This is a genomic window from Streptomyces sp. V4I8 (assembly GCF_041261225.1).
In the GTDB taxonomy this organism is placed as follows: Bacteria; Actinomycetota; Actinomycetes; order Streptomycetales; family Streptomycetaceae; genus Streptomyces.
Genome location: NZ_JBGCCN010000001.1, coordinates 8,000,215 through 8,012,543 on the forward strand (window position 1 = coordinate 8,000,215; position 12,329 = coordinate 8,012,543).

Below are 12,329 nucleotides of genomic sequence, written 5' to 3' on the forward strand. Positions count from 1 at the left end.
ACCAATGAGCCGCACTTCCCCCCATCAGCACCTCCCCACAGGTGAGCTGAGCCGTCGCGGTCTGCTCAAGACCGCGGGCGGTCTCACCGCGGCCGTCGCTCTCGGGACCGCGTCCGTCGCCACCACGGCGGACGCGGCCCCCGCGACCTTCACGCACCCCGGCATGCTGCACAACGCCGGTGACATCAACCGGGCCAAGGTCAGGGTCGCCGCGGGCGACGACCCCTGGCTGTCCGGCTGGAACCGGCTGACCGCCAACTCCCGCTCCCAGTCCACCTGGACCAACCGGGCCACGGCCACGATCATCCGCGGAGGTACCGGACAGAACTACGGCCTGCTCTACAACGACATCGCCGCCGCCTACCAGAACGCCCTGCGCTGGCGGGTGGCCGGCACCGAGGCCAACGCCGTGTGCGCGGCCAACATCCTCAACGCGTGGTCGAGGACCCTCACGACGGTCACCGGCAACGCGGACCGGTTCCTCGCCGCCGGCATCTACGGCTGGCAGTTCGCCAACGCCTGCGAACTGATGCGCGGCTACGGCGGGTTCGACCTCGCCGCCGCCCAGGAGATGATGGTCAGAGTCTTCTACCCGCTCAACAACCAGTTCCTCACCGGCCACAACGACGCCTGCATCACCAACTACTGGGCCAACTGGGACCTGTGCAACATGGCCTCGGTGATGGCCATCGGGATCCTCACCGACAACGCCGCCAAGTACGACCAGGCCGTGAACTACTTCAAGAACGGTGCCGGAAACGGGGCCATCCAGAAAGCGGTGCCGTTCCTGTACTCCAACGTCGAGGGCTACGACCTCGGCCAGTGGCAGGAGTCCGGCCGAGACCAGGGCCACACCGTGATGGGCATGGGCCAGATGGGCGCCATCTGCGAGATGGCCTGGAACCAGGGCGACGACCTGTACTCCTACGACGGCCGCCGCTTCATGAAGGCCGCCCAGTACGTCGCCAAGTACAACCTGGGCAACAACGTCCCGTACACCACCTACAACTGGGGGACCGGCCAGAACTGCGCCCCGCAGTCACAGACAGTGATCGGCTCCGGCAGTCGCGGCCAGGTCCGCCCGGTGTGGGCCATGCTGCACTACCACTACGGCCGACGCCTTCTCCTCGACGACAAGTACATCTCCCAGATGTGCTTCTCGGTGGCCCCCGAGGGCGGCGGCGGTGACTACGGCACCGACAGCGGCGGTTTCGACCAGCTCGGCTTCGGCACTTTGATGTACGCCAAGTAGCCGTGTACGCCGAATAGCCCTCACACCCGCTCGTGCACCGGAATATCGGGCCACAATGAGTTGCTCTGATCTTCACGGGTGCACGAGCGGGTGTGAGGAGGCTGGTGGACATATGGCAGCGGTCCAGACAGATTCCGTGACAGACCCCGTGGTGAGCACGCCCTACGGTGCCGTACGGGGCCGCTACGAAGACGGCGTCGCGGTGTTCCGGGGCATCCCCTACGCGGCGCCTCCGTTCGGCCCGCGCCGGTTCCGGCCGCCCGTGCCGCCGGAGCCCTGGGACGGTGTGCGCGAGGCCGTCGCCTTCGGGCCGACCGCGCCGAAACCGCCGTACTCCGAGGCCTTCGCGCAGTACCTGTCCGACCCCGTCGTGCCCGGCGACGACTGTCTCAACCTCAACGTCTGGACACCCGAGCCGGGCCCCGGCGCCAGGCTGCCGGTCATGGTGTGGCTGCACGGCGGCGCCCTGACCCGGGGCTCCGGGGGCATGCCCGTCTACGACGGCCGGACCTTCGCCCGCGACGGGGTCGTCCTCGTCTCGGTCAACTACCGGCTGGGAGTCGAGGGCTACGGCTACTTCCCCGACGCCCCCGCCAACCCCGGCCTGCGCGACCAGCTCGCCGCCCTGAAGTGGGTGCACGAGTCCATCGCGGCGTTCGGCGGCGACCCCGACCACATCACTCTGTTCGGCCAGTCGGCCGGCGCGATCAGCGTCGGCGCGCTCCTCGCCGCCCCGCAGGCCCAGGGCCTGGTCCGGCGGGCCATCCTGCAGAGCGGGCCGCCCGAGGCCGCCGAACGGGACAAGGTACGGCGCATGGTGCGCCGTATGGCCACCCGGCTGAAGATCCCCGCCACGGCCGCCGCCTTCGCCGAGGTCGACCGTGAGCTGCTCCTGCGCACCCAGGCCGAGGTGGGCAGGCTCAGCAGCCCCGTGCTGGGCGGGCCCGCCTTCGGGATCGTCGTCGACGGCGACCTCGTGCCCCGTCACCCCCTGGAGGCACTCACGGAGGGTGACGCCGCGGCCGGCGTCGACCTGATGATGGGCTGGACCCGCGACGAGTACCGGCTGTGGCTGGTGCCCGGCGGGCTCCTGGAGCGCGTCGACCGGCTCGGCGCGGTTGCCCTGGCCGGTGCCATGGCCCGCTGCCACGTCGGCGCCGACGTCCCCCGCGGCTACCGCGCCCTGCACCCGGCGGCCGGCCCCGCCGAGATCGTCGGCCAGATGGTCACCGACCATCTGCTGCGCGCCCCCCTGCACCGCTTGGCCGAGGCGCGGCCCGGGTCGTCGTACATGTACGAGTTCGCCTGGCCCTCCACGCTCCCCGACCTCGGCTCCTGCCACGCGCTGGAGCTCGGCTTCGTCTTCGACACCGGCGACGTCCCGGAGTCGCGCAGGCTGGCCGGCGAGGGCGCCCCTCAGGAGCTGGCCGACGAGATGCACGGGGCGTGGGTGAGGTTCGCGGTGACGGGGGACCCCGGCTGGCGGGCCTGGGACGACTCGCGGCCGGTGCGGATCTTCGGCGACGGCGAGACACACACCGCGCACGGCCCGCGCGACGCCGAACTCGCCCTGTGGGCCACGGCGGTCACACCTGCGGAACCCACCCCCGCCACGGTCCCGCCCCTCGCTCAGGCCGGGCGCGGCGCCGAACTGCGCGCGGTGGTACGGCGACTGCGTCTCCCCGGCGCGGTCCGCCGGCACTGACTCCCACGGGGGTGGGCATCCGGGCGGCCCCGCCCGTAAGGCAAGATCCTTTGCATGTACGCGTACGAGGATTCCTCACGGTGGATGCCCGAACCGGTGCGGCCCCGAGGGAAGTTGACCCTGCTCTTCATCGCGACCGTGGTGTTCTTCCCGGTGCTGGTCGTGGTGTGGCTGGCGGTGTTCGCCGCCCTGCTCGCCGTGGGCCTGTTGACCGAGGTGATCGCGGCGTTCAGTGACCGGTACGAGCGCGGGTTCATGAAACTGATGGACCGGATCCTGGACCCGCTCGCGGGCCTCGCCCGCTGGTGCGTGACCTGGCCGGAGCTGCGGCACGAGGGCGACACGGAGTACTACCGGGCCCGCGTCGACAAGAAGATCGCCCGCGCCACGGCCCGCGCGTCGGCCCCGGCCCGGCCGAACCGGGCGAAGCCGTCCGTGGCGTGCTCCCTGCACCGGCGCACCTACCGCGGAGTGGGCGCCGGGTACGTCGCCGAGGCGGCCCGCGCCCACGGCTGGGAGCTGCAGCCCTCGGACGTACGCAAGGAGGTACAGCTGATCCGGGCGGCCGCGTTGCATCCGGCACCACGCTGACCGCGCCCGCTCCCGCCGCCTGACGCCTTCCGCGGCATCGCGCTCTACCGCGCCGGCGCCACCGAGTCCCGCACCACCACATGCGTGCCCAGCAGCAGATGCTCGTCCGGGTTCTCCGGGGTCCGGCCGAGCGCGGTGCGTACGGCGAGGCGGCCCAGCTCCTCGTAGGGGACGTGGACCGTGGTCAGGGCCGGGTGCAGGTCGCGGGCGAACGGGATGTCGTCGTAGCCGGCCAGCGAGACGTCGCCGGGCACGGTCAGGCCGGCCTCGTGCAGGGCGGTGAGCGCCCCGGCGGCCACCATGTCGGTGGCGGCGACCACGGCCGTGAACTCCAGCCCCTGCCCCAGGGCCTCGCGCATCAGCCGGTGCCCGGAGTCGCGGGTGAAGTCGCCGTGCAGGAGCAGCGCCGGGTCGGGGTCCAGGCCGCGGGCGCGATGGGCGGAGAGATAGCCGCGCTCACGGCCCTGCGCGGTGGTGTGGTCGGACGCGCCGCCGAGGAACAGCACCCGCTGGTGGCCCTGGGAGAGGACATGGGCGACGAGCGCGTAGGCGCCGCCTTCGTTGTCGTACTCGATGACGGTCACCGGCGCCCCGGGGCCGAGCGGCGGTCGCCCGCACAGCACCAGCCTGGACCCGGCCGACGCCAGCGAGTCGGCCATCCGGCGGGTGCGCTCGCGGTACTCGGGGGTGTCGGCCGAGCCGCCGACCAGGATCACGGCGGCGGCGCGCTGGGCGCGCATCATCTCGACGAACTCCACCTCGTGCTGGACGTCGCCCTCCGTCGTGCACACCAGGCACAGATGCCCCAGCCGCCGGGCCTCCCGCTCCACGCCGTACGCCATGTGCGCGAACGACGGTCCGGTGATGTCCTCCAGCACGAACGCCAGCGTGGGCGTGCCGACCCCGGCGACCGCCTTGGCCCGCGCGTCGGCGACATAGTCCAGGTCACGGACCGCCCGCATCACGCGGGTACGCGTCGCCGAGCTCACCGGATACACCCCGCCGAGCACCCGCGACACGGTCGACGCGGACACCCCCGCACGGGCCGCCACATCCCGGATGGTGCTCCGCCCCGCGTCCCCGCTCTTCCTGGTCATCCCTGCCTCGCCCCCTTCGAACTGCGGAAACACGGCAGCAACCGGTTCCCGTCCCGGAGGCTAGCAGTGCGGTGGGAGAGCCGACAGCCGTTACGCCTTCAATGCCCCCGCGATCCCCGAGATCGCCTCCGGTCCCACCCGGCAGCACCCCCCGATCAGCCGTGCCCCGGACGCCCGCCACCCGCGCACCTGCTCCGGCGCGAAGCTGGCCCGGCCGGCCCAGGCCCGCGCCACGGCGTCCCAGGCCTCACCGCTGTTCGGGTAGACGACGACCGGCTTGCCCGTGACCCGGGCGGCGGTCTCGACGGCGCCCTCGACGTCCTCCGGCGCGCAGCAGTTCACGCCGACCGCGATCACTTCGTCGGCTTGGGCGGCCAGGGCGAACGCCTCCTCCAGCGGCTGTCCGGCGCGGGTGCGCTCCCCGGCGACGGAGTACGACAGCCAGGCCGGCACGCCGAGCCCGCGCACCGCCCGCAGCAGCGCCTCGGCCTCGTCGGCGTCCGGAACCGTCTCCAGCGCCATCACATCGGGACGGGCCCCGGCCAGCACCTCCAGCCGGGGCCGGTGGAAGCGCTCCAGCTCGTCCACGCTCAGCCCGTACCGCCCCCGGTACTCGGAGCCGTCCGCCAGCATCGCCCCGTACGGCCCGACCGACGCGGCCACCCACAGCGGCCGCGCGATCCCCTCCTTCTGCGCCCGACGGGCGGCCTCGCGCGCCAACTCCACGCTGAGGGCGAGCAGTTCGGCCGCCCGCTCCTGCCCGATCCCACGCCTGGCGAAGCCCTCGAAGGTCGCCTGGTAGCTGGACGTGATCGCCACGTCCGCGCCCGCCTCGAAGTAGGCGAGATGCGCCTCGGTGATCGCCTCCGGCTGCTCCGCGAGCAGCCGCGCCGACCACAGCTCGTCGCTCAGATCGTGCCCGGCGGCCTCCAGCTGGTTGGACATGCCGCCGTCGAGCACGACGATTCCGGCGGCCAGGGCTTGGGCGAGGGTGATGGTGCTGGTCATGGTGAGACGGTAGTCGAGACGGGGCGGATGGCCGGCAGGTGGGACACCCCTTGGGCGTCCCCGAGCGGCGGCTGGGGCCCACCCAGAACGCCTCACCCGGAACGCCCCGCCCGGAACACCCTCCCCCTACGCCGCGTGCCGCCCGCCCCGCCGGCGCCCGCGCCCCCGCCCGAATCTCGTCGCCGGTACCGCCAGCCCGACGAGCAGGCCCGCGGCCAGGACGTACGGCCACCAGCCGAGGCCGTCGGCCGCGGCGCCGGTGGTGCGGGTGTCGGGGGTGGCGAGGGTGTCGGCCGCTGTGCGGGGGGTGTCGGAGGCGGGGGAGGGGGTGGGGGTGACGGCGGTGAGGACGACGTCGTTGCCGTCGCCGCCCCGGTAGCTGATCCGGTAGGTGGTGTCGTCCAGCTGGAGTTTCCTGCCCTCCTTGAGGCCGGTGAAGGTGCCGGTCGTCTTCGTGGGGCCCCGGTGGTCGAGGAGGGTGATCTTCCGGGGGGATCCGGAGGCGGTGGCGGCGGACGCGAGGTCGAGGTCGCCGGCCAGGCGGACCGCGCCGGTGACCTTCAACGGGCCGTCGCGCAGGACCAGTTCGCCCTGTGCCGACTGGGTGTAGTCACCGGAGACGGTCAGGCCCGTCGCGACCACGCCGTCGTTCGTCACCGCTCCCCGCACGGTGCCCTTGCCGGTCAGCGTCTTCGCATCGCCCACGCGCAGTCCCGACGTCGACGCGTCCAGGCGGGACTTCGCCGACGTGAGCCGGATCGCCTTGCTGCGGGCGAGCCTCGCGCCGCCGCGCAGGGCGAGGGTGCCCCGCTTGACCGTCGTCGCGCCGGTGTACGTCACCGCGCCGCCCGTCAGGGTCGTCGTCGCGGCCCCCGACTGTGTGAGCGACCCGCTGCCGGTGACGCGGGACAGGGAGAGCGGCTTGCTGGTGTTGTTCAGGACCAGCGAGCCGTCGTTGACGACCTTGTAGAGGTCGCCCCGTGTGTAGAGCCCGCCGTCGCCGCCCGGCCTGCCGCTGCCCAACCGCAGCACGGCACCCTTCTCGACGGTCGTCGAGCCGTCGTAGTACTGCACGGCGGCGAAGGTGACGTCGTTGCCCCTCGTCCCCTTGATGACGAGGTCCCCGGCGCCGGGTGCGGCGAGCGTGTCGTGGAATCTGCCGCCGCCGATGGGGGCGCCCAGCGTCACCGGGCCGTTGTAGTCGAAGGTGAGGAGTGAGCGGGAGCGGGCCGCGAGCAGGTTGATGTAGACGGTCTCCGCCGTGCCCGGCATGAAGATCCTGTTCGTCGTGCCGTCGCCCCACTGGACGTTCGCGCCCTTGATGTTGGTGCCGCGCTTGTTGACGTTCTTCCGCGCGGGTGTCCAGTTCAGGGCCGGGTCGCTGAGCGAGGGATCGGTGTCGCCGCCCTGGTTCGACCAGCTGTACTGGCCCGTGAGGATCACCTTGCTGCCCGGCCGGGACTGGACGTTGATGTCGCTGCCGTACTCGCGCTGGTAGAAGTCCATGGCCATGGTGACGGTCCGGCCCAGCGGGGTGTCCACGGTGTACGTGCCCTGGTTGAGGATCTTGCGGACGTTGGGCAGCGACGTCGCGAACTCCGGGCGTCCGGCGTTCACCTGCGTGCCGTTGTCGATCACGCCGGAGAAGGGGTGGCTGCCCGACAGGTCCCAGGTGCCCCAGAGGAACCGCGGCTGGGTGATGAGCCCGGAGCCGCTGATCGTGCCGAGGTTGTAGGCGCTCTTCAGCGACAGCCGCAGGGTGCCGTCGACCCGGATGTTGTCCTGGTTGAGCCGGAACGCCGGGGTGTTGTACGGGAAGTGGCCGATCAGCCCGGTCGTCCCGCCGTTGCCGTACTGCAGGGTCGCCCCGCGCTCGACCGTGACGGCCGGCGGGTCGGCGGCGGTCGTGGTGACGTACGGGTGGTTGCCGCCGAGGACGCTCACCTTCTGGCGCTGCCGGGACTTCGGCAGGGTGAAGTCGCTGTCCCTGGTCAGGATCAGGGTTCCGGTGCCGCGCACGGTGAGCGTGCCCTCGCCGCGGAAGACGCCGTCGTACGTCGTCGTCCCCGACGGCACGGTGACCACGGTGTCGCCGCTGAGCGTCACGTCCCGGCCCCCGAGGACGTCGGCGGTCACGTCCCGGCCGGCGGCGGCCGCGGAGGGACCCGCCACGGTGAGGGTGGCCACCGCCGCGAGGGCGCCGACGGCCGCTGCTGTCTTGTGGGTATGGCTGCGCACGTCATGGGAGACGTGGCGGGGGAGGGGGTGATAACAAAAAATGGTGGGCGGATGGAAAGCGCTCTCCCTTCGTCACGTCGGACCCGTTGACCTCCTGGTTGCGCAGCTCTAACTTTTGGGCGTTCGGAATGACAGATGACGTCCGGAATTTCGAACCAACGGCATTCGAACCATGGGCATTTCCACCCATCCCGAACTCTTCCCCCCTGAGAACCCCCGAGAGGCAGTCCGCATGAGCCGCGCAGACGACCTGCCCCCAGTCCCGAGTCGCCGACATCTGCTGAAGGGCGCCGCAGCCGCCGGCGCCCTGACCGCAGCCTCCGCCTTCCCCGGTGTCGCCCACGCAGCACCCTCGAAGGCAGCCCCCTACGTGAACCCCCTCGTCCAGCAGCGCGCCGACCCCCACATCAACCGCCACACCGACGGCTTCTACTACTTCACGGCCACCGCCCCCGAGTACGACCGCATCATCCTGCGCCGCTCCCGCACCCTCAACGGCCTGACCACGGCCGCCGAGTCGGTCATCTGGCGGGCCCACACCACCGGCGACATGGGCGCGCACATCTGGGCGCCGGAGCTGCACCGCATCGGCGGCAAGTGGTACATCTACTTCGCCTCCGCGCCCGCCGAGGACGTGTGGAAGATCCGCATCTGGGTCCTGGAGAACTCCCACCCCAACCCCTTCAAGGGCACCTGGGTGGAGCGGGGCCAGGTCAAGACGGCCTGGGAGACCTTCTCCCTCGACGCCACGACCTTCACCCACCGCGGCACCCGCTACCTCTGCTGGGCGCAGCACGAACCCGGCATGGACAACAACACCGGGCTCTTCCTGTCCGAGATGGCGAACCCGTGGACCCTGACGGGACCTCAAGTGCGCCTTTCCACGCCCGAGTTCGACTGGGAGTGCATCGGCTACAAGGTCAACGAAGGCCCCTACGCCCTGAAGCGCAACGGCCGGATCTTCCTCACCTACTCGGCCTCCGCCACCGACCACCACTACTGCGTCGGCATGCTGACCGCCGACGCGGACAGCAACCTGATGGATCCGGCCGGCTGGGCCAAGTCCCCCACCCCGGTGTTCACCAGCAACGACACCACCAAGCAGTACGGCCCCGGCCACAACTGCTTCACCGTCGCCGAGGACGGCCGCAGTGACGTCCTCGTCTACCACGCCCGCCAGTACAAGGAGATCGTCGGCGACCCGTTGAACGACCCCAACCGCCACACCCGCATCCAGAAACTCGGCTGGAACCCCGACGGCACCCCGAACTTCGGCATACCCGTGGCCGACGCCACCGCCGCAACCGTGAAGGAGAGTGCGTGACATGAGACGCGTGTACGCGGTTCTGCTCGCCCTCTGTCTGGCCCTGGCCGGTGCCCTGGTCACCGCAGGACCGGCGCAGGCGGCACCCCAGACCATCACCAACGGCACCCAGTTCACCGACCCGTCGGGCAACCCCGTGCACGCCCACGGCGGCGGGGTCATCAAGGTCGGCTCGTACTACTACTGGTTCGGCGAGCACCGCAACAGCGACAACACCTTCCGGTACGTGGACGCCTACCGCTCCACCGACCTGAAGACCTGGGAGTTCAGGAACCACGTCCTGACCCAGTCGAGCGCCTCGGAGCTGGCCACCGCCAACATCGAGCGCCCGAAGGTCATGTACAACGCCTCCACCGGCAAGTTCGTCATGTGGATGCACAAGGAGAACGGCACCGACTACAGCGAGGCCCGCGCGGCCGTCGCCGTCTCCGACACCGTCGACGGCAACTACACCTGGCAGGGCAGCTTCCGCCCGCTCGGCCAGTACATGTCCCGTGACATCACGGTCTTCGTCGACACCGACGGCACCGGCTACATGGCCTCCGCCGCCCGCGAGAACTACGACCTGCAGATCTACCGCCTGACCAGCGACTACACGGGCATCGCGGCCCTCGTCGCGGACCCCTGGCACGGCGGCCACCGCGAGGCCCCTGCCCTGTTCAAGCGGAACGGCGTCTACTTCATGCTGACGTCGGGCGCCACCGGCTGGAACCCCAACCAGCAGCAGTACGCCACGGCCACCAACATCGCCGGCCCGTGGACCGCGATGACGAACATCGGCGACTCCACGACCTACGGCTCGCAGACCGCGTACGTCCTTCCCGTGCAGGGCACTTCGACCACTTCGTACCTCTACCTGGGCGACCGCTGGGGCAACTCCTTCGGCGGCACCGTCAACGACTCCCGCTATGTCTGGCTGCCGCTGACCTTCCCCTCCTCGACCTCGATGTCCATGTCCTGGTCCCCGGAGGTCACCGTCGACACGGCCACCGGCTCGGTCAGCGGGACGAGCGCCACGTACAACACGCTGATCGCCCGGAACTCCGCCAAGTGCGCCGACGTGACCAGCCAGTCGCTGTGGCAGGGCGCCCAGATCAAGCAGTACGACTGCAACGGCGGCAACAACCAGAAGTACTGGTTCAAGTCGGTGGGCGGCGGCTACTACCAGCTGATGGTCAGGAACAGCTCCCTGTGCGTGCAGGAGAACGCGAACACGGTCACCCAGGAGAACTGCAACGCCTCCGCGTCCAGCCAGCAGTGGTCGCTCACGACCACCGGCTCCTACGTGAACATCAAGTCCCGCGCGACCGGGGAGTGCCTGGACGTGAACGGCGCGTCCACCGCCAACTCCGCCGCGATCATCACGTACACGTGCAACGGCGCGACGAACCAGCAGTGGACGCGCGGGTCATGAGGTGCCGTCAGGCGAGCAGGTCGATCGCGTCGATCGCCGTGCCCGCGCTGAGATAGCCCGTCGTCCCCGAACCGCTCACCACGTCGATCTTCAGCACGTTGTACTGGCCGGTGTCCGTCAGCCAGGCGGACGCCGGCACGCTGTACGTGAACGTGTGGTTGTTGCCCCGGTACGAACCGTTGGTCAGCGACCGGGTGTTCGGCTGCGTGGGCGGGGAGGGGATGGCGGACGTCCAGGCGCCGTTGACCGAAACCTGGGGGCGGCCGTTGGCGTACGCCGTCGTCACCCCGATCCGCAGGGTGTGCGCGGCCGCCGCCTGGGCCGCCGTCAGCTTGAAGTACACCAGGATCCCGCTGTTGACGTCCTTCCAGAGGTAGCACGGGAAGGACGCCGTCTCGTTGTTGCCGATCACCACGTTGCCGGTCCAGGAGGCGGCCCGGACGTCCGAGGGGTGCGCGTACGTCATCAGGTCGGCGTTCTTGAAGCCGCTCGGCGCGCCGTTCCAGTCGCCGATCCGCCAGATCGCGGCGGCGTTGCTCGGGTCGTTGGAGGACGGGACGGCGATCGTGTTCAGGGTGGTCGTGCCACCGGCCGTGACGGTCACCGACCCCGTGTACACGGCGAGTTCGCCCTTGAAGACCGTGAGGGTGTAGGTCCCCGGCAGCACACCCCCGATCGAGAAGTAACCGTCCGACGACCGCGCCGAACCCCAGTACTGGGCAGCCGAGTTGGCGAGCCCGACCGTGTACGCGTACGCCGTGTTCCGGCCGGAGATCCCGACCCCGGCCACCTTGCCGCGCCCGCTCGCGCCGACGTACCCGGACATGCCGAGCGAGTCCGCCCACGAGGTGGTGAGCGTGCCAGGGAACAGCGACGAGGAGGGTGCCCCGCCGTCCGTGAGGGCGATGACGTACGGGCCCTGGAGCCCGAACCGCTGGGCCTCGGTCTGGTTCTGGCCGTAGTACAGGATCTCGTACAGGCCGCCGCCGTCCGCGCTCTGGTGCCGCAGCAGCGAGCGGTAGAACGGGCCGCCGGACGCCTTCTCGTGGTTGCTGCGCACGATCCACAGGCCGACGCTGCCGGTCTTCCAGCCGATGTAGTCGTAGTCCATCACCCGCAGCTTGGAGTAGTGCTTCGAGCGGGTCTGACCGTCGGACTTCGCGAAGACGTCGGAGGCCTCGATGGTGCTGTTCGTGTACGTGTAGGAGTCGGGCTCGTCGTTGAGGAACAGGCCCTTCTTCACGCGCAGGATGTAGCGGGTCGCGGAGACCGACGTGTCGGCCTTGTTGGTCCACAGGTAGATGTTGTTCTCGCCGCTGCGGGCCGCGTAGTAGTGCCGCAGCGTGCCGTACGCGACCGAGATCAGGATCGTCGTGCCCGACTGCTTGACGGTCACGGTGGAGCTGCCGAGGCCGGACTCGATGTGCGAGTTCATGCCGCCGTAGCCCTGGTACTCCGTGCCCCGGTAGACCAGCGAGGTCAGGTCGCCGTTGGACTTGCTGACCTTGAAGACGAGGTTCGCGCCGGTGTCGACGACGTAGTTCGAGCCGTCGTCGCTCCAGCCGAAGGCCGCGGCGGATGCGGTGCCGCTCAGCGCGGCCGTGCCTGCGACGGCAGCGGTGCCGAGCACGAAGGTGCGGCGTCGGACCGGTCTGATCGTGGATCCGGACATGGGGGGTGCCTCCTTCGAGAGGTGCTTC

Annotated in this window: 9 protein-coding genes; 5 read left to right on the forward strand and 4 right to left on the reverse strand. The window is 70.6% G+C overall.

Going from position 1 to position 12,329, the window contains the following annotated elements; genetic code table 11:
• Positions 1-4: 4 nt before the first annotated feature.
• From ABIE67_RS36320 to ABIE67_RS36330, 3 genes are all read left to right on the forward strand, one after another.
• The gene (locus ABIE67_RS36320; RefSeq protein WP_370265787.1) at positions 5-1,252 is read left to right on the forward strand and encodes an alginate lyase family protein; all 1,248 of its coding nucleotides are present in this window, start codon (positions 5-7) and stop codon (positions 1,250-1,252) included.
• A gap of 112 nt (positions 1,253-1,364) precedes the next feature.
• The gene (locus ABIE67_RS36325) at positions 1,365-2,957 is read left to right on the forward strand and encodes a carboxylesterase/lipase family protein (RefSeq protein ID WP_370265788.1); all 1,593 of its coding nucleotides are present in this window, start codon (positions 1,365-1,367) and stop codon (positions 2,955-2,957) included.
• A gap of 54 nt (positions 2,958-3,011) precedes the next feature.
• Positions 3,012-3,548: a hypothetical protein gene (locus tag ABIE67_RS36330; protein WP_370265789.1), complete on the forward strand. Its 537-nt coding sequence runs from the start codon at positions 3,012-3,014 to the stop codon at positions 3,546-3,548.
• Between the two features lie 44 nt (positions 3,549-3,592).
• Here ABIE67_RS36330 and ABIE67_RS36335 read toward each other — a convergent pair whose 3' ends face one another.
• The 3 genes from ABIE67_RS36335 to ABIE67_RS36345 form a co-directional block, all read right to left on the reverse strand.
• Positions 3,593-4,645 (reverse strand): LacI family DNA-binding transcriptional regulator, encoded by a 1,053-nt coding sequence (locus ABIE67_RS36335; RefSeq protein ID WP_370265790.1) that lies wholly within the window; start codon positions 4,643-4,645, stop codon positions 3,593-3,595.
• 90 nt (positions 4,646-4,735) lie between these two features.
• Positions 4,736-5,653, reverse strand: a complete 918-nt coding sequence (gene mmuM / locus ABIE67_RS36340; protein ID WP_370265791.1) for a homocysteine S-methyltransferase — start codon at positions 5,651-5,653, stop codon at positions 4,736-4,738.
• A 126-nt stretch (positions 5,654-5,779) separates the two neighbouring features.
• Positions 5,780-7,891 carry an autotransporter gene (locus ABIE67_RS36345; protein ID WP_370265792.1) on the reverse strand — a complete coding sequence of 704 codons (2,112 nt, stop codon included), beginning with the start codon at positions 7,889-7,891 and terminating at the stop codon, positions 5,780-5,782.
• Between the two features lie 232 nt (positions 7,892-8,123).
• Here ABIE67_RS36345 and ABIE67_RS36350 point away from each other — a divergent pair, with 232 nt between their 5' ends.
• Both ABIE67_RS36350 and ABIE67_RS36355 read left to right on the forward strand, forming a co-directional pair.
• Positions 8,124-9,215, forward strand: coding sequence for a family 43 glycosylhydrolase (locus tag ABIE67_RS36350; RefSeq protein ID WP_370265793.1), 1,092 nt, complete (start codon positions 8,124-8,126; stop codon positions 9,213-9,215).
• Position 9,216: 1 nt separating this feature from the next.
• Positions 9,217-10,629, forward strand: a complete 1,413-nt coding sequence (locus ABIE67_RS36355; RefSeq protein ID WP_370265794.1) for an RICIN domain-containing protein — start codon at positions 9,217-9,219, stop codon at positions 10,627-10,629.
• 7 nt (positions 10,630-10,636) lie between these two features.
• On the opposite strand, the gene ABIE67_RS36360 is transcribed toward ABIE67_RS36355, so the two are convergent.
• Positions 10,637-12,301, reverse strand: coding sequence for a rhamnogalacturonan lyase B N-terminal domain-containing protein (locus tag ABIE67_RS36360; RefSeq protein ID WP_370265795.1), 1,665 nt, complete (start codon positions 12,299-12,301; stop codon positions 10,637-10,639).
• Between the last annotated feature and the right edge of the window lie 28 nt (positions 12,302-12,329).